Annotated in this window: 11 protein-coding genes; 2 read left to right on the top strand and 9 right to left on the bottom strand. The window is 56.1% G+C overall.

Features of this window, described 5'->3' with window-relative positions:
* On the bottom strand, positions 1–1509 hold a 1509-nt coding region (locus tag AB2B41_RS21745; RefSeq protein WP_367879928.1), incomplete at its 3' end, for an Ig-like domain-containing protein.
* 190 nt (positions 1510–1699) lie between these two features.
* Between AB2B41_RS21745 and AB2B41_RS21750 the strand changes: the two genes are divergently transcribed.
* A complete protein-coding gene (locus AB2B41_RS21750) occupies positions 1700–3928 on the top strand; it encodes a CHASE2 domain-containing protein (RefSeq protein ID WP_367879929.1) in 2229 nt (742 codons plus the stop codon).
* Here AB2B41_RS21750 and AB2B41_RS21755 read toward each other — a convergent pair whose 3' ends face one another.
* From AB2B41_RS21755 to AB2B41_RS21780, 6 genes are all read right to left on the bottom strand, one after another.
* Positions 3929–5251 (bottom strand): HlyD family type I secretion periplasmic adaptor subunit, encoded by a 1323-nt coding sequence (locus AB2B41_RS21755; RefSeq protein ID WP_367879930.1) that lies wholly within the window; start codon positions 5249–5251, stop codon positions 3929–3931.
* A 3-nt stretch (positions 5252–5254) separates the two neighbouring features.
* Entirely contained in the window at positions 5255–7447 is a 2193-nt protein-coding gene (locus tag AB2B41_RS21760) for a type I secretion system permease/ATPase (RefSeq protein ID WP_367879931.1), read from the bottom strand.
* The gene (locus AB2B41_RS21765) at positions 7444–8838 is read right to left on the bottom strand and encodes a TolC family protein (protein ID WP_367879932.1); all 1395 of its coding nucleotides are present in this window, start codon (positions 8836–8838) and stop codon (positions 7444–7446) included. Before AB2B41_RS21765 ends, AB2B41_RS21760 begins: the two co-directional genes overlap by 4 nt.
* Before the next feature lie 527 nt (positions 8839–9365).
* Complete coding sequence (locus tag AB2B41_RS21770) at positions 9366–10343, bottom strand: 2-dehydropantoate 2-reductase (RefSeq protein WP_367879933.1); 978 nt, start codon at positions 10341–10343, stop codon at positions 9366–9368.
* Positions 10344–10346: 3 nt separating this feature from the next.
* On the bottom strand, positions 10347–11879 hold the full coding sequence (locus AB2B41_RS21775; protein WP_367879934.1) for an acyl--CoA ligase: 1533 nt from the start codon (positions 11877–11879) through the stop codon (positions 10347–10349).
* Between the two features lie 345 nt (positions 11880–12224).
* Positions 12225–13396, bottom strand: a protein-coding gene (locus AB2B41_RS21780) for an IS3 family transposase (RefSeq protein WP_367879935.1) whose coding sequence is annotated in 2 segments (ribosomal slippage) — positions 12225–13123 and positions 13123–13396 — 1173 coding nt in all. Because the reading frame shifts where the segments join, the coding sequence is not laid out codon by codon here.
* Positions 13397–13689: 293 nt separating this feature from the next.
* On the opposite strand from AB2B41_RS21780, the gene AB2B41_RS21785 reads away from it, so the two are divergent.
* The gene (locus AB2B41_RS21785; protein ID WP_367879936.1) at positions 13690–13968 is read left to right on the top strand and encodes a hypothetical protein; all 279 of its coding nucleotides are present in this window, start codon (positions 13690–13692) and stop codon (positions 13966–13968) included.
* A 1508-nt stretch (positions 13969–15476) separates the two neighbouring features.
* Here the strand turns inward: AB2B41_RS21785 and AB2B41_RS21790 are convergent.
* Both AB2B41_RS21790 and AB2B41_RS21795 read right to left on the bottom strand, forming a co-directional pair.
* Positions 15477–17033: a glycoside hydrolase family 5 protein gene (locus tag AB2B41_RS21790; protein WP_367879937.1), complete on the bottom strand. Its 1557-nt coding sequence runs from the start codon at positions 17031–17033 to the stop codon at positions 15477–15479.
* Positions 17034–17415: 382 nt separating this feature from the next.
* The coding region (locus AB2B41_RS21795) for a hypothetical protein (RefSeq protein WP_367879938.1) at positions 17416–17700 on the bottom strand (285 nt) is incomplete at its 5' end.

Raw genomic sequence — 17700 nt, forward strand, 5'->3', positions numbered from 1 at the left:
ACTGTCGTTCGGCAACACGGAGAGGGTCACCGGCGTGTCCTCGTTCGTGCTCGCGCTGTCGGTGTTTGCCACCGGGGAATCGTTGACCGGGTCGACTATAACGGTGACCTGCGCCGTCTGTGTCGTTCCAGTTTCATCAATGCCCGAAACTTCGAAGGAATCGAGACCTTCAAAATTTGTGTTGGGGGTGTAGGTAAAAGTGCCATCGGATGCCAAAACGACAAAGCCATTTTCAGCGCCACGGGCGAGGGACACCTCTATCAGGCTCCCAGTAGCGAACGGAATCTGGCTTGTTAATGGCGTATCTTCTGTCGACCGCAGAGCGAAATCGGTGAATTGAATGGCCTGATCATCGTCACTTTTCCCACTCTCCTGCTGAAGTGAGGGCCGATTGTTGCCGTCAAGCTCTGGGTTCCCGCGCCCTGGTCCGCCAGGGCCGCCGCCTTCCCCAGTTTCATCCAGAGGTGGAGGCCGAAAGCCTGGCGCATTTTCTAGATCGTCTTCTTCCTCCTCTTGCGAATTTTGGATGCCGCGCTGCACGCCTTCGGGCAAATCGACGAACGTTTCGCCGTTTCGGACACGTGCAAGTGCCTCCTGGAACGCAGCCATGGCCCGCGAAAGCAGCACCGAATCATCTGCCAGATCGGCAGCGACGCGCGTTATTTCGATAGGGGGCTCATTTGTGAATGGCGGCCGAACAATCCACTTTGTGTCTGTCGCTGCAATGTTCGAAATCAGATTGCCGTCCAGATCGAACAGCTGAATCAGACCAAGGCCGCCATCGGGATCGGGATTTAGCGAAACACTTACTGAAGCAATCCCGCTAATCGTCTGAATGTCGATCTTGCCCGTTGTGCCCCGAATGCCCATTGTCGCGGCGGGCGTGTTGATCTCAATTCCGCCAGTCCTCGCCGTCTGGCCTGCAATGAAGACAAAGCTACCCTCGACCAAATTGAAAATGCCAGAATTATCCGACCCTTGTGGGTCATAAATGAGTTCGTCGAGAACCATCCGAGACGCTGCGGCCAATGTGAAAATAGTTCCATCAGCGAAAGTCAGACTGAGAGTGCTACCGTCTTCGGTCTGAACGACGTCGCCCTGAAACACCTTGGTCCCGACTTCGAGCTCAACCGTTTGACCATCAGTACGCTGGACAAATGCTACACCTTCAAGGACTTCCACCTGACCAATTGCATCGGCTAGGTCAAAGCCCCCTTGCTGCGCGTATTGGCCCGGAAAAGCGGGCCCCGCGAGCCGCTCAACAATATGTCCCCTTAGGACAGCCCCATCGTGAGAGAGAAGATCAGAAGGTTCCGCTTGCAGAAAGTAGTCGGACAAACGCAAGCCATTACCATCCGAAGACTGAACCAGAAGATCGCTGCCATCGCGAATAAAGGTCGCTCGAAATAGCTCAATTTCCTTGGGGAAGATAAACTGTCCCTGAGCGTTCGACGAAAGACCAACTTCCGAAGTAGTCGGGTCAGAGAAATAAATATCTTTAGAAACCACAGCGATGCCCCCACACCAGCAACTAAATTCACTCTATCACTTTGATCCGAAATTCTCTAGCGATTCAGTCAATCTCCCTCAATGATAGAAATTTGTAGACAGGCTCTCCCCTTAGGACGGGAAAGATGTCCTCACTGTTGCCAGAGTGTAGGCTTGCGCATTAGGCTCAATGTGCAAAAGACTGATATAAATGAAGCTATTTCTCTGGTTCGTTCGCAGATTTGACTGGGCCCGCGCGCTGGCGACCGGCCTTTTGGTTTTGCTTGTCTTGATCCGTATCTGGGATCATGAGCTAGTCCAGACATTTCGTTACAACGCCTTTGATTTCTATCAGCAGGTCAAACCCAGACCACAGCAGCCCTTTCCGGTCACCATCGTCGACGTAGATGATCGCAGCCTGTCGGAACTGGGCCAATGGCCCTGGCCGCGCACAACCATTGCCGATTTGGTGGACAGGGCGACGGCAGCCGGGGCTGTCGCCATGGCCTTCGATGTGATCTTTGCCGATCCGGACAGGCTATCTCCCGAAAACATAGCATTAGATAACAAGGACTTGCCTGACAGCATCAAGGAAGCGCTGCGTGCCATGCCAAGCAATGATGCGGTCCTTGCCGATGCCATCGCGCGGTCTCGGGTGATCGTCGGCGAGACGAGCATCCGGCAATCGGCAGGTGCGGCCCCCCAGAGAGGGCCGGGCCCAAAAGTCGAGTACGCCTTTCTTGGTCCCAACCCCGAACCCTTCCTGATGAAGTTTCCCGAGCTGGTTCAGAACATGCCGACGCTCGATGCCAATGCAAGTGGGCGGGGCATCTTTACGGTTCGTCCGGACAGCGACGGTGTCTACCGACGTGTGCCGCTGGTGATGATGGTCGACGGCCAGATTCGAATGGGTCTGTCGGTAGAGCTGCTGCGTGTCGCCACGGGTGGAGGCGCCTTTGCCATCAAATCCAACGAGGCAGGCGTGGACGGGGTCGTCGTTGCCCGGCAACTGATATCCACGGACAGCGACGGGACAGTGTGGCCCTATTTCTCGCAGTCATCGCCGGACCGATTCGTTTCGGCAAGCGATGTGATCCTTGATCGTCTGCCGCCCAACCGTTTGCGGGGGCATCTGGTTTTTGTGGGCACCTCGGCCATCGGTCTTGAGGACTTTCGTGCGACACCGCTTGGTCTGCCCATGCCCGGTGTGGAAATTCATGCGCAAGTTCTTGAGAATATCCTTGGCAAGACCATGCTGGTGCGTCCGAATTACACAATTGCGGTCGAACTGATGACGGTTTTTCTGCTGGGTCTTGTCATCATCGTCCTTATTCCCAAGATGGGCGCTGCATTCGTTCTTGTTCTGACCGGCAGTCTGATTGGCGGCTACGTGCTGATTTCGTACCTGGCCTTCCAGAACGAACGTGTCCTTCTCGACCCGACCTATCCGGCCTTTTCGGCCGTAGTTCTGGCGATCTTCATGTCGACGATGAACTATCTCAGGGAAGAACGAGAAAGACAGCGCATCCGAAGCGCGTTTGGGCAGTATGTATCGCCGGACCTTGTTGCCCAGCTATCGGATAACCCCGAACGTCTGATCCTGGGAGGCGAAAGGCGCCCCCTGACGATCCTGTTTTCGGATGTGCGCGGGTTCACCACGATTTCGGAAAGCTTCAAGGACGATCCAGCGGGCCTGACACAGCTGATGAACCAGTTCCTGACCGTCTTGTCCGACGGCATCCTGTCATTTGGAGGGACGATCGACAAATTCATGGGCGATGCTGTCATGGCCTTCTGGAATGCGCCCCTGGACGAACCCGATCACGTCCGTCTGTCCTGTCGGGCGGCACTGAAAATGCTGGCGGATGTGCAGGCGTTGAACGAGGCCCGCAAGATAAACAGGCGCAATCCGGACAAGCCCTTTCACCTTATCGACGTCGGTATCGGGATAAACACGGGCGAATGTATCGTGGGGAACATGGGGTCCGACACAAGGTTCGATTACACGGCGCTTGGCGACGCGGTCAATCTGGCCTCGCGGCTTGAAGGCCAGTCAAAGACCTATAATGTCGGGATCATCCTGGGCTCGGAAACCGCAAAACATGTCAGGGACGAATTCGCCGTTCTGGAGCTTGATCTGATCCGCGTGAAAGGAAAGACAGAGCCTGCGCAGGTCTTTGGTCTTTTCGGAGGCGAGGCGGTCCGGGCAGATCCGAACTTTCAGAAACTGGACAGCCTGAACGGCGAGATGTTGAAGGCCTACCGAGCGCAAAGATGGGCGGACGCCGAAAGCCTGCTTGCGAAGATGAAGGCCCTGCTGGAGGGGATGGCGATTGATCTTGAAGGCTACGTCACGCTTTACGCCGACAGGTTGCGGAACTTCAGAGAAACGCCGCCGGGCACAGACTGGGATGGCGTTTTCATCGCGACAAACAAATGATCATCTTTCGCGCAGCGCCTCGGCGCTGGCCCTGAGCACCGGCTTGCCCAGATAGCTCAGCACCGTTTTCCGGCCGGTCTGGATATCGACCGATGCGACCATGCCCGGAATGATCTGCAGGGGCTTTTCGTCTGACCCCAGATGCGCTTTTTCCGTTTCCACCACGATGCGGAAGAATTGGTCGCCCTGCGCGTTCTCGATCGTGTCCGCACCGATGCGCGCAACCCGGCCCAGCAAGGAGCCATAGACGAGATAATCGTAGGCCGTGATTTTGACATTGGCCTGTTCGCCCGGACGGATGAAAGCAACGTCCTGGGGGCGTATGTCGACCTCGACCAGCAGCCGGTCGTCGGCAGGGACGATCTCGGCCAGGGCGGCGCCAGGCTGCACGACCGCACCGATGGTCGAGACATTGAGCGTGTTCACGACCCCCTTGGTCGGTGCACGAACCGCCGTCCGTGTGACCCTGTCCTTGGCGGCGCGCAGGCCCTCCTGGACCACGGCCAATTCCACCTGAAGCCGCGCCAGTCTTTCGCGCGCGGACGAGACATAGGACGCCCGCGCGGCCTGGATCTGGGTTTCGGCTTCGTGAATGCTGGCGATGACACGCGGTTCGGACGCATTGGCGATGATCAGGTCGCCCGTCAGTTCCCCACGCTGGGATTTCAGTCGCAGCAGTTCGATCCTAGGCACGGCACCGCGCGAGGCCAGTTCCTCGGTCAGCGCTATTTCTTCGTCCAAAGGCGCGAGGCGTGTTGCGATCTTCTCTCTGAGAGCTTCAAGCTCGGCGCGTTCGGCCCGCCGCTGGGCCAGCCGGTTCTGGAGCACGGAAAGCTCTTGATCGAGTTGTGTCCGCCTTGAAAGAAACACCTCCCGTTCGGCGGTTGTCGCCAAGCTGTTCCGGCTTTCCAGTCCTTCCGGGAACGAGAAATGCCCGGCCAGGGCGGCTTCGGCTTCAAGGCGCGATTTCTCGGCGAGAAGGGCGGATTCCTTCTCGAGCAGTTCGCCAAGCTGGGCGGAAAACCCGGTATCGTCGAGATGCATCAGCACCTGGCCTGCCTCCACTGTCGCGCCTTCGTGGATATCGATGGAGCGGACAATCCCGCCTTCGAGCGACTGGACGACCTGGATCTGCGAGGATGGAATGACGCGTCCGGGCCCGCGTGTCACTTCCTCGATCTCGAAGGTGTAAGCCCAGGCCAGGAAGCCGCCAATTCCGGCAATAAGCACAAAGAGCAATCGCCAATGACTGTTGCTTTTGTCCGTCAATGCGGCAGCCGTTATGTCGTTGGCGAATTCGTTGTCGTGGCCTGTCTGGAACATCGCTTACCCCGCCGCCTTTGCTGCGGAGATCTTGCGCAGCTTTTCTGCCACCTCGGCGCGGGGGCCGTCGAGAACTACCTGTCCCTTCTCCATGACAACGAGGCGACTTGCGATTTCTGCAAGGGATTGACGATGGGTGCACAGCACCAGGCCCATGCCCTCGCGGGCCAATTCGGCCAGTCGCGAGGTGATCAGGCTTTCCATCTGCCGGTCCATCGCACTTGTCGGTTCATCCAGGAAGGCCAGCTTGGGGTTTCTGAGAACCATACGCGCGATGGCAAGACCTTGCCGTTGCCCCCCGGACAGACGGTTTCCCTTTTCTCCGATGAATTGCTGAAGGCCAGCCGGGTTTTCTGCGATGAAGACGTCCATCGCCGCGTAATAGAGCGCGCGCCGGATTTCATCCTCTGTCGCATGGGGGCGTCCGATCATCAGGTTTTCCCGGATGGTCCCTGTAAACAGTTCGGTTTCCTGAGTGAGATAGGCGATACCGTCCCGGAGTTCTGCCGCATCGTATTGCGCGATCTCCTTGCCATCCACGAGGATGAGCCCGGTGTCGGGGGACAAAAGACCGTTACACATCTTGCCCAAGGTGCTCTTGCCGGAACCGACGCGCCCCAACAGCGCCACCGTTTCACCGGGTTCAAAACGCAGAGTGACGTTCTCAAGCGCCTTTACAGGTGTGTCAGGGTAGCTGAAGCTGACGTCCTTGAATTCCAGCCCGCCTATCTTGACGCGCAAACCGGTCTCCAGTTCTGCCGGGCTTTCGACCGGCAGCTTCATGAATGCCGACAGGGACCGCATCGCCCTGACGGCGTGCTGGGCCCGGAAAAGCGTTTGTGCAATATTTCCCAGGGGGGCCAGAACCCGCCCTGCCAGGATGTTTGCGGCGATCAGTCCGCCTATGGTGATCCGATGGTCAGCAACGAGGAAAACGCCCCAAACGATCACACCGACGCTGACCGCCTGTTGCGTCAGCATCGTGGAGGTAACTGCGAAGTTCGACCAGAACCTTGTGCGGCCGTTGATCCGTGCGGACTGCGAGATCGCCTTTTCCCATTCGCGCTGCATCACGGGTTCGGCGTTCAGGCTTTTGACGGTCTCGATGCCCAGCAGGGATTCCACGAGAACGACATGTCGCTTCACCGCCAGCTGTTGGGACGACTCGACGGTTCTGCCGATGGGATACTGCGCGAAAAGCGCCAAGATGAGGACCACGGGGACCGCGATGAGAGGAACGTAGGCCAATGGCCCCACGATCAGGAAGAGGACGGCAATGAAAACGCCGATAAACATCAGGTCGATCAGTGAGACAAACGTCGATGAGGCAAAGAACTCGCGCACCATCTCGAAATCCCTGACGGTGTTGACGATCCCGGCGGCGCCACCGGGTCGGCCCAGCAGTCTGACGTTCATGGCCTGTCGAAAGATCTCGGCGGCCGCTTTCACGTCCACGCGTCTGCCGATCGTCTCGAGCATCCCGTTTCGCAACATCCGCAAGACAAGATCCAGCAACATCGCGATGAAAACGCCCGCAGCAAGCGTCCATAGCGTCACGTAGGCCAGGTTTGGAATGACCCGGTCGTAGACGTTCATCACAAAGAGGGGCAGCGCCAGACTGAGGAGATTGATCACGAAAACGGCGAGAACAATCTGGATCCAGACGGTCCAATTCGCCCAGAACGGTGACCAGAACCAGTGGCGCAAGGGCTTTGCCTGCGCACGCGCTTCTGGCGAAAGCAGGCTTTGACTGCGCAGCGCGTTAGCCGTGACAAGAAGGGCCTTGCCGTCTGTCCGCCTGCGGAGCTCCGACATGGACAGTTCTTCGGCATGCAGACCCTGCGCTGCATCCAGGATCTCGGCGGTTTTCCGGTTTGCGGAATACCTGCGCAGAACCAGGGGCCTGCCGGTCTTGCGCTCGAAAACGATGCAGGGCAGGACGATGGGATCAAGGCGGCGCAGATCGCGCGTTGTCAGCTTGGTCTTCAAACCGATGCAGTTCAACGCCCGCGCCATCAGCACCCGGTCGGCAGGGTCCGGGTTGGCGGGAAGCCGGGCCAGTATCGCGGCTTCGGAAAAGGGCTGATCGAGGGTTTCTGCAAACCACGCCACGATGCGCAGTGCAGGGTGGATATCCGGCGTATCACGCATGCCGACAGGCGCTTCGGTCTTGAAGGGCGCTGTCGCGTCCGTCATCTCAGAGGTTCAACGACCGTATTGAAAACCGCCGAGCGGGGCGATTGCCTGGCACGTTCCTCGTAGTTTGGCTCGAACGCCGCATTGCTGTTGGCCAGCCCGAAATGCATGGCCAGTTGGCTGCGCGTCGCAAGCAGCTGATACTTGCTGAAGGTCAGCGCAGCATCCGAGCTGACTTTCTGAAACCGCGCATTGAACGCCGCGCGCTCTGCCTCGAGCACGTCGATCAGTGATCTTTTTGCCGCCGTCAGCTCTTCGCGGTATTGTCGCACGATCATGATGTTTGCGCGCAGTTGCTTCTCGAGGAGCCTGCTGCGTTCTGCGTTCTTGGTGTAGGCATTCCAGGTCCGCGCAGCGAGTTCGCGCACCTCGTCGGCGGCGACACGGCGGTCCAGTTCGGCTTTCCTGATCCTTTCCTGCAATCCTGCGCTTTGGGCCGGACGCCGTCCGTTGTAGAGCGTCCAGTTCATTCTGAACCCGACAAAGGCGTCGGACCGGTTGCCAAGGTTGCCATCGCGGTTCTTGCCATAGGTCGCCCCGGCGTTCAGCGTGACGCGCGGCTTTCGGTCGGCGTTTCTGATCCCTGAATCAAATTGCGCCTCCCGCGCGAGCTTGTCCGCGATCCTTACACGAAAGCTGCGGCGCACGGCCTCGTTCTGGAGGGCGCGCAGGTTGTCCGGGAGACCATTGACGCCCGGCACCTTCATTGCGCCGGACGGGGCACGGCCGACGACACGCTCATAGCGGGCAACCGCGTTCGCGAGGGACTGATCAATGCCGAGCTTTGCATCCCTTGCCGCCGCGATACGGTCTTCTACGAGAAAGCCATCGCTTGAGGGGATACGCCCCAGCTGCACTAGGTCCTTTATCTGGATCGCGATTTCTTCATGGCGCGCGATGTTTTCGGCTGCCAGCCGCGACAGTTCCCTCAACCGGATGACGTCAATATAGGCTTCGACGGCATTCAACGCGAGCGTCTCGCTCGCGTCAAGCTGCCTCAGAATACTTGCATCAACGCGCGCCGCATTTCGGTAGACGAGATTCTCCCGGCGGTATCCGTCGAACAGGGTATATTCGACCCCAATTCCGATCTGGGCTGTTTCCTTGAAGGTATTGTTCTCGGCGGCAGACAGTGAAGATGGGTTGTCGACGACCTGTCCGCCGACTTCTCCGAAAATAAAGACTTCCGGTTGGTATTCCCCCCTCAATTCCAGCAACTCGAACAGTGTTGCCCGGACATCAGCGTCAGCGGCTTGCTGCGCGGGATTTTCCGTTACCGCCGAGCGGACGGCGCTCTGAAGGGACTCGGCGTCGGCCGACAACGGCGCAATCATCACACCGGACGCAAGAAACGAATGAAGAATGGCTCTTTTGATATTTCTCGTAAACATGATGTCGCTCCGAATTGGCAAATAATTCCCAAGGCTCGATTCAAGCAAATCTAAATAAGTTTGGCCGGAGTGACCATGAGCCATGTTGCAGCAAAGACTTCGAGTCTCCAAGTAATTCTGGGATATTGCTTGAAATACAAGCAGAAAATACGCGATGTTTCGTGTATAGGTATGGTGACCGCTTCAATATCCCGTGATGCGAGAACTATTCGCGGGGCCTATCAGCTTCATGATTGTGTTGAACGACAAAAGGATTTCCTGGGTCGCACACCCGTCGCCGGTGAGAGATTCAGACGCAACGCCGCCGCGCGCCCGCTTAACCCTTCTTCAATGTATTTCTGAAACCGCGTCCTGACTGCCGATGGCAAAGGTGCTGACATGATCCATCCTCCCAAATGGGATGAACCACAGATCAACGCTTATGGGAATCCCCAACGATTCAGGTTTCGCGTCGGACGCTCTAGGTGGACAGAGGATAGCCTCAGCGTCTCTCGAGAGCTGCCGCTTACAAAGGGCTTTAGAAGTCCTCAAGTGTAGAGACCCGCAACACGACCCCGCAGCTGTACCAGGGCCAGAACAGTGTCAATGTTGGGTGTCGGGATCTTGGTCAAACGACCTAGTTCTTGCACTGCGCTCAACAGTGCATCGATTTCCATTGGGCGTCCTGCTTCGAGGTCCTGCAGCATGGAGGTACGATGAGGTCCGACAGCGGCGGCGCCATCTATGCGACGTTCAACATCAACGGGGAATTTTACGCCCAGCGACTCTGCGATCTTCTGTGCTTCCAGCATCATCTTTCGCGCCACCTCGCGTGTTCCGGGGTCTGTGCAAAGTACGTCAAGCGTCGCGTGCGTGAGCGCCGATATGGGGTTGAAGGACAAATTTCCCCAGAGCTTGACCCAAATCTCATCGCGCAACCGGGGGCGCACAGGTGCTCTTAAGCCCGCAGCAGTGAGCGCCTTCGAGAGCGCGATCGCACGCTCTGATTTCGTCCCGTCCGGTTCACCCAAAGAGAACCGGTTTCCCTCAACATGCTGAACAATACCCGGCGCAATTACCTCTGCAGCTGGATAGACAACGCACCCCAGCACCCGCTCCGGCCCGAACCCATCCCACTGGATATTGCCCGGATCAACAGTTGCCAGTCGTGTGCCCTCAAGACGACCGCCAAGCTTGTGGAAGTACCACCAGGGAACGCCATTTACACCCGAGACAATCGTGGTTTCAGGACCCATGAGCGGCTGCATCGTCCCGACTGCAGCTGGAACGGAATGCGCTTTGAGTGTGATGATCACGTAATCCTGAACGCCCAACTCAGCGGGGTCCTCCGAAGCATGGACCGAAAAAGTCTTGGTCTCCCCCCCTTCGATAAGGGTCAACCCTTTCTCTTGCATGGCTGCCAAATGGCGCCCGCGCGCAACAAGGCTGACCTCGGCACCAGCCTCTGCCAGCTTCGCACCCATGTAGCCTCCGATCGCGCCCGCGCCGAAAATGCAGATCTTCATGGCCTACCTGTCCTTGACCAGTCCAAGCTTTTCAGCCAAGCCGATGCGCTGCAGCTTTCCGGTAGCTCCTTTTGGGATCTCTGAAAGGATCATCACCTTACGCGGCACCTTGAAATCCGCAAGCCTTTCACCCGCGAAGGCGCGGATCTCAGCCTCAGTGGCTGTCTGTCCCTCTCTTAGAACAACTGCAGCAGCCACCTCCTCGCCGAGCTTGGGGTGAGGCAGAGCGAACGCAACGACCTGTGCAATGGCGGGATGCTCGGACATGACCCCGTCCACCTCCAACGGGCTGACCTTCTCTCCGCCGCGGTTGATGATCTCTTTTAACCTTCCGGTCAGCGTCAAATAGCCCTCTGAATCGAAAGCGCCCTGATCGCCCGTTCGGAACCAGCGAAACCCCTGCGCTTTGAAAAATGACGCTGTGTTGGCTTCAGTGTTGCCCTCGTAACCCGGTGTCACGTTCAACCCAGAAATCACAACTTCCCCCAAGTCTTCGACCAGTCTGTTCTCGGTCTCATGTGCGACGCGCACCAGCGGTCCAGCCGCAATTCCAACGGAGCCCGGCTTCTGTGCTTTTGGTGGGAGAGGGTTTGCTGTCATCTGATGCGCCGCCTCAGTCATGCCGTAGGCTTCAATCACTGGAGCATTGAACGTCTCACTTAATGACTTCATGACCGGCCCAGGCAGCGATGCCGAGGAGGAACGCAGAAACCTTAGCGGTACATTTGCGATACTTTCTGCGTTGCGCTCCGCTCGGGCAAGGATCGCCTGGTGCATCGTGGGGACAGCCGTGTACCAAGTCGGTCGCGCCTCTTCCATCCAGCTGTAGAACTTCAACGCATCGAAGCCTGGCGCACACCATACCGACGCGCCGGCGGCCAGTGAAGCGGACACCGCGGCCATGAGCCCATGAATGTGAAACAGGGGCATCACGTTCAGGCATCGGTCACCCGGGGACAGTGCCAGTGACTCCATGATGTTCTGCGCCGAAGCGGCGATGTTCGACTGAAGCAGAGGCACAATCTTAGGTCGCGACGTGGTGCCGGAGGTGTGCAGGATCAGAGCGACATCGTCCCGCCGAGGCGGTTCACGATCCGCATCCCCCGCACTGGTTTCAGCTGACAGGCTAAAGAGGCCTGCCGGATCTGATGTCTTATGAGAGAGACGTATGACCGCAAGACCTAAGTCCTTGGCGGCCGCATAAGCCGGGCCGGTCTCGCCATCGGCCAAGATGATTGCTTTGGCTTTGAGATCTTCGAGATAGAAAGAGAACTCGTCTTTCTTGTATGCGGGGTTCAGGGGGCAGGTTGTCGCGACACCCGCTACGGTCACAAAGGTTACTGCCATCTCGGGTCCATTGGGCAAAACAATAGCCACCCGGTCGTTTCGCCCAACCCCGGCGGCGTGCAACGCATCGGCCACGCGCTGACTCTGCCTCTTGAGGCTACCAAAGCTCAACCAGGCGCGACTTGGCGATCCTATGGCCGGCGCGTCTTCATCATGCACAGTAATGCGTGCAACTAATGTCTGGTTCATTCTATCCCCCCTGCCGATCCCTGTTAGGAAGCCACACACACCAGCTTTATTGACGACTATCGATAAGCCAAATCAGGCGGCTATTGTAGGCCTAATCCAGTTAGAAACAGGGAGCGCCTGCTGTCGGATGAAGCACCATATCGAGATCATACCGCCTCTTGGCGAGCATTAGCCCTCAATAATCGATGTCTTGAGGAGCCGGAATTTCCATCACATAGGTGGACCTGAGATGCCCGATTTCCCCCTATCTGATTGTGTCGTGGCCATTGTGGATGGGGAAGTCTGAAGTGGTCCCACCTTATCGGACAGTTTTGCAGCTTCTCTAAGGTGTATCGGGTTTAGGTTTCATGCTGCTTTTTGGTCTTCCAAGCCGATCCAATATGCCTCGTCCGGCGTTCGCCGATCAAGCGCGGAATGGGGCCGCTTGTTGTTGTAGAATGCCATCCAGTTTTTCGCGATCCTTCGGGCCTGGAAGCCGTCATTGATCTCTTCGAGATAGATCGCCTCCTGCTTTAGGCTTCGCCACAGCCGCTCGATGAAGATGTTGATCCGTTGCCCGGCAGTGCATTGCGCAGCAATGTCACGAGAGGGGAGGTAACGGCCCCGTCCATCCATCGAGATGCGCACGCCTGCCTCGGTCAGCGTGGTGATCCAGGCCGATCCCGTGAACTGGCTGCCTTGATCCGTATTCATGATCTCGGGCGGGCCGTATTTGGCGATGGCTTCATTCAACGCATCCACGCAGAAGTCCGCATGCATCGTGTTCGACAGCCGCCAGCTCAGGACCTTGCGCGAGGCGCAATCCATGATCGCCACGAGGTAGAGGAACCCGTTGCGCACCGGTACGAAGGTGATGTCCGCGCACCAGACCTGGTTGGGCCGGTCTATTTGCATCTTTCTCAACAAATACGGGAAGACCGGATGCTGCGGGTGCGGCTGACTGGTTCTGGGACGTTTGTAGATTGCCTCCAGCCCCATCCGCGCCATCAATCGCCTGACGCGATGACGGCCTACGACAACGCCCTCCCGGCGCAGATAGGCCGCGATCTGGCGGCTGCCGAAGAACGGATACTTGGTGAACACTCGGTCGATCTCTTTCATCATCGCCAACGTGTCCGCGTCGATCCCGACCGGCGCGTAGTAGAACGCGGATCGGCTGAGCCGCACCAGCTTGCACTGCTGGCTGATACTGAGCTGCGGGTGGTCCCGTTTGATCATCGCGCGTTTCTTCTCGGGGCTCACCGCTTCAGCCCTTCGGACAAAAAATCGTTCTCGACCGCCAGCCTCCCGATCTTGGCGTGCAATTCCTTGATCTCGGCCTCGGTCGGCCCGTCTGGCTTGCCGCCACGGGCAAACACCTCAGCCATCCCCTCGACCGCTTGGCGTTTCCATGTGCTGACCTGGTTCGGATGTACCTGGTGCTTCGCCGCGATCTCCTGGATCGTTTTGTCGCCACGCAGCGCTTCCAGCGCCACCTTCGCCTTAAACTGGTCTGTGAACTTCCGGCGTTTCGCCATTCTCGTATCCCTTCAAAGCTTTGGGATACACCTTAGCCGACTGTCCAGTTTTCTGGGACCACTTCACTTGCTTATCTGAAGGAAGTGCAGGTCAATCTTGATTAACGCCAAGGGGTTGAAGTTGCACCACTACCGCCTAACGATCGCGGCCTGCCATTGAAACGAGAACAAGGTAGCTGTGAGTGGAACTCCGATCCGTTTGGTCCAGATCGTTGATGGTTTTGCCGTTGAGCCAGATCAAGGTGTAAAAGACCACCATTCACTATGGTTTATCCAGTTGGAGGTCGAGACAGATGATCACTTTGGAAGATGTGAAAGACATGTCCGCGCTGACCCGCGCTGAAATTGATGCGATTGTAGAACACGAACACATCACAGAGTTCAATGCTGCTCTGATGGGGGACTACCTGATGCATGCTCATCATGGACCGCAGAAAGTTAATGAAATGATCTGTGACGATATTCGTGATGCTCTGCACAAGAATGATTTGGCACATGCAAGGGAGCTTTTTGCGGTACTGAGAGGTTTCCTCGCGGACCACCCTGAAGCAGCTCAGGGTGTAAGTGAATAGAACCTGCTCGATCGTTATCTTGGGGTATCCCAACAAACAGCGTATACGCGCCGAATGTGCTGACGAGGATTCACTGGCAGAGTTTGGAAGGACCGCAGAAACCGCCGGTCACAATCACTCACCTGTTCACCGGGAGTCGCGGCTCGTGTCGTGAATGAGTTGCGATCCGGCTCAAAGCGATGTTGGACCAAGAGTCACAGGTTTTTTTCGCCAAGCTAGTTGTTCAACCAGATTTGTCCAGTCTTGCAACAATTTGGCGCGCTGCATTTGGCGTGTCAGCTTATGGTAGACATGTCGCGAGGGTATCGTTTCCTTGTGCCCAAGCGCCGCTTCGATGACATCTGGGTCAAAAATACCTAACAAAATTGCCATTGTATTACTTTCATTTAGGCCCCTGACTTAATCATCAAGATGCGGGGAAATTTGTCAAGAATAAGGCGGGGGGCACATTTCCTGGATATTGACCATACTCGCGCCCCAAAAAGACCTCTTTTTGTTTCTAATTGAGAAACAGTTCCTAAGAACCTTTATTATTGTTTCCTTTTCTTGAAACAGCGCTTTTTCCCTTTTTGCCTTGGACAGGGGCTCTGGTCAAAATTACGCACGATGGAGATGATGACATTTGGCTCTCTTTGAATAGATACCTCGCCAGTCATTTCATGTGGTCGCCTTTGGAGCGACATGGGCCTTGGGGCTGTCAGAGACATAGATATGGGCTTGGGGAAATACAATTAAGGGCGACGTCATCAGTTGTTCCCAAGCGAAGAAGGAACCAGGCTCTTCCGAATAGGGGCTGTTCGGAGAACGGGCTCATTCTCATCCCCAAAAAGAAGACCCCCCGGAAATCGTTACCAAGGGTTCCTAATACTTAGTAGGGCGCTGTCAGAGTTCTCGACCCAGAAATCAGGCGTCTAACACTGCTCGTACTCGATCCAATTTCCCGCCGTGACGAGCTGGTTTTCCGGAACGCTGACGAGATCAAAGTGATCTGGCTCGCTGAAGAGGGCTAATCCTACCTCTGGGCCGATTAGATTTTTTGGAAAAGACTTCTGCCCCGAGCCTCAAGGAAGCTCTCGACCCTTCCTACTGAGGCTTGTGCTGGGTCAAAGGATCGAGAGCAAAGAACCCCTCAAATGTTGAGGCAGAAGGGTAGGGCTCGCACATGAGAGTATCACAGACTCATTGGTCAGGCATAGTCTCTGTGGAACCGCTTGTAGCTGGTTCCACTTGAAAGTCATTTGGGTCACGGTCGTACCGTCAATGGCCTCAGCGCAATGATGTCCGCTGTACGCTGCAAAGCCGTCATCCGACAAAAACTGTCAGATGACGGGAAGGAGAAGCTTGACCCGGATGAGAGACCAGACCCTGAGAAACGGAAATGAAACGATGAAATGAACTTGACCCAAACGCCCGATTAGAGAAGCCGCCATTCGCAAAGCATCTACTTCGGCATACAAAATGCGTAGCGCGAACTCGGTGTGATAGTTTGACACTAGATCGGTTTTGTTTCACAGGTTTTCTCGTAGGATCTCCATCAATTCTAGGTTTGGTCTTTCCGTTCTCTCGCCAAAACCATGGCGATAAATGCCCATAGATGAGCTGCGATAATTCCAAAGGGAAAAGCTCGTGTTGTACTTTCTAAAGATGTGCAACATATCCTTAAGCCACTCTCCTCCACCAAGGCGGTGATCGGTGATCGTGCTGCTCATGGTGCCGAACTCCATCACGGACATGGGAACGTCATTTTCAACACCAAACTGAAAGAGCTCCATCAACTGGCGTTCCAAATACTCCGCGTTCCGAAACAAGAAACCTGGTTCTTCCTGATGACCCGGGCTTGAAAAAAAGCTGAGGCTGACACCAACAAACCCAGATGCAACTCCGTCCGTTTTGGAATATGAAACATCCACCCCTTTCATGTATCCGGTAACTCTGTACCATTTCCCAGGTGTGACCGTGACCCAGTGCGCGTCACTGCTCCACCCCAAGTATTGGCCTTCTGCGGTTTCTCCCGAGATCTTCAAACTGTAAGCGTCATCTACGCCATCGCCCTCGTAGCGATGGAAGGTGTAAGGGCTCAGGGTTTCGTCAACATTTCCCCATTCCCACCAGTTCTTCAGGCTGTGACCAAATGGATTTGCGTCGATCACTGTGCGGCTTGTGCCATTGGCGGTGTCGCGCTCACGCACTTCGATATTGTCAAAGCTCACAACCCCGCGTGCCCCGCTCTGCATCACGAAAACCGGAATTGCGGCCACCGCGTTTGGGTTATCGAGCTTCACCCATCCGCTATCATATTGCATCCAGTCCGTCGTCCCTTCGACAACGCTTTGACTTTGAATGCTGCTCTCGGGGAGCAGAACTTGCGCACCCGTTGGTATCGGCGTCGACACGTCCGGGTACGTCCCACCGTAATCTATGCGCGTTTCTAGCCAAGACGCAGACTGATGCGTAAAAGTGATTGGCTCGTAAAAGTGAACATCGTACATGACATTTGGATCATCAACCAGAAACAGCGACTCGGTCGTGAGGCCCGCATATCGGCGATTTGTTCCATATAGAGCGCCGACTATGAGCAGGTGGTTCCGGTTCACTTCGCGGATCGCCGACACAAGCTCACGTGCTAGTTTGCGCCACTGATCTCCTGTCGCGTCATCAGTTACAGCTTCATTTAGGAGCTCAAAGCCGCCGATGGCCGTCGAATTCTTGTATCGCTCCGCAATCTGGCGCCATAGCTCAATGTTCTCCTGTTGAACTGTCTCTTCAGTCCAAATCGAAAAATCAACGCTGTCACTGGTTGGGTCGAGCCAGAACGCGCCAATCGGAACATGCAAATCGAGTGTGAGCAAAACGTTATGCTTTGCAGCCCACGCAACATTCTGGTCGAGCCAGTTCCAAAAAAAGTCAGGGTTTGTTTTGTGCCAGTTTCCGTTGAATGCGAACCTTATGCTGTTGAATCCGAGTTCTCGGACCCTGATGAAGTCTTTTTCAATGTGGTGTTGTGAGGTTCTTGGGTCAAACCCGCCTTCGCCCATCGTCAGGTAGTAGAAGTTTGAAAAGCTCACAGACTTGAACCGAAATTCTTCCCCATCCTTAACAAGGTGTCCCCCTTGTGCACGAACAAATGAGGCGGAATTAGGGCTGCGCAGTTCTGGTCGAAGTAGCCATAACCCGCAGAGGAACGAGACTAAAGTGACGAAGTACACAACGCCTATGTTGATGCGGGGCAGGATGCAGTCCTCCAACAAAATTCACAGATACATTTATTAACCCTACCGTACTGTACGACGATTGGTTGGCAAACGACTTCCGGAGCCGGAGGCCGGTACCGCTGTTTACTCAGGCAATCAGTCAACCTTCACGCTGACGCTTATTTGCCGGGAATAAGTACCGCAGTGCAGCGCATACTGCATCATCTCCTATTTGTCCGCCTTGGGCTCGTTTGGGTCATCCGGGTCTTTTCATCAGATGACCGGAAAGCTGCGCGGCTCTGGAAAGATCAGACATGGCCGCGTAACTAAGATCAATCAGCCTCCGGCAAACCCGGCGCGGTTCAGAGTCCCAATCGGGAGCCAGAACTTCAGAAGTTCCATGGATAACTTGAGAAGTCTGAAGGATTCGGGAGGTTAAGTCGGCTTCTGTGGCTCTTATCTGAGCTAGAGCGGTTCCATCTTTCGTTGAATCAAAGGGGATTCCCATGAGGTGTGTTTTCTGATTCATCCTGTTCAGGAG

Origin of the sequence: Sulfitobacter sediminis (genome assembly GCF_040811725.1) — a bacterium.
Classification (GTDB): Bacteria; Pseudomonadota; Alphaproteobacteria; order Rhodobacterales; family Rhodobacteraceae; genus Sulfitobacter; species Sulfitobacter sediminis.

Coding starts and splice junctions, on each gene's coding strand:
- AB2B41_RS21755 (WP_367879930.1), bottom strand. CDS start 5,251: ATGTTCCAGACAGGCCACGACAACGAATTCGCCAACGACATAACGGCT.
- AB2B41_RS21770 (WP_367879933.1), bottom strand. CDS start 10,343: ATGAAGATCTGCATTTTCGGCGCGGGCGCGATCGGAGGCTACATGGGT.
- AB2B41_RS21765 (WP_367879932.1), bottom strand. CDS start 8,838: ATGTTTACGAGAAATATCAAAAGAGCCATTCTTCATTCGTTTCTTGCG.
- AB2B41_RS21760 (WP_367879931.1), bottom strand. CDS start 7,447: ATGACGGACGCGACAGCGCCCTTCAAGACCGAAGCGCCTGTCGGCATG.
- AB2B41_RS21775 (WP_367879934.1), bottom strand. CDS start 11,879: ATGAACCAGACATTAGTTGCACGCATTACTGTGCATGATGAAGACGCG.
- AB2B41_RS21750 (WP_367879929.1), top strand. CDS start 1,700: ATGAAGCTATTTCTCTGGTTCGTTCGCAGATTTGACTGGGCCCGCGCG.
- AB2B41_RS21785 (WP_367879936.1), top strand. CDS start 13,690: ATGATCACTTTGGAAGATGTGAAAGACATGTCCGCGCTGACCCGCGCT.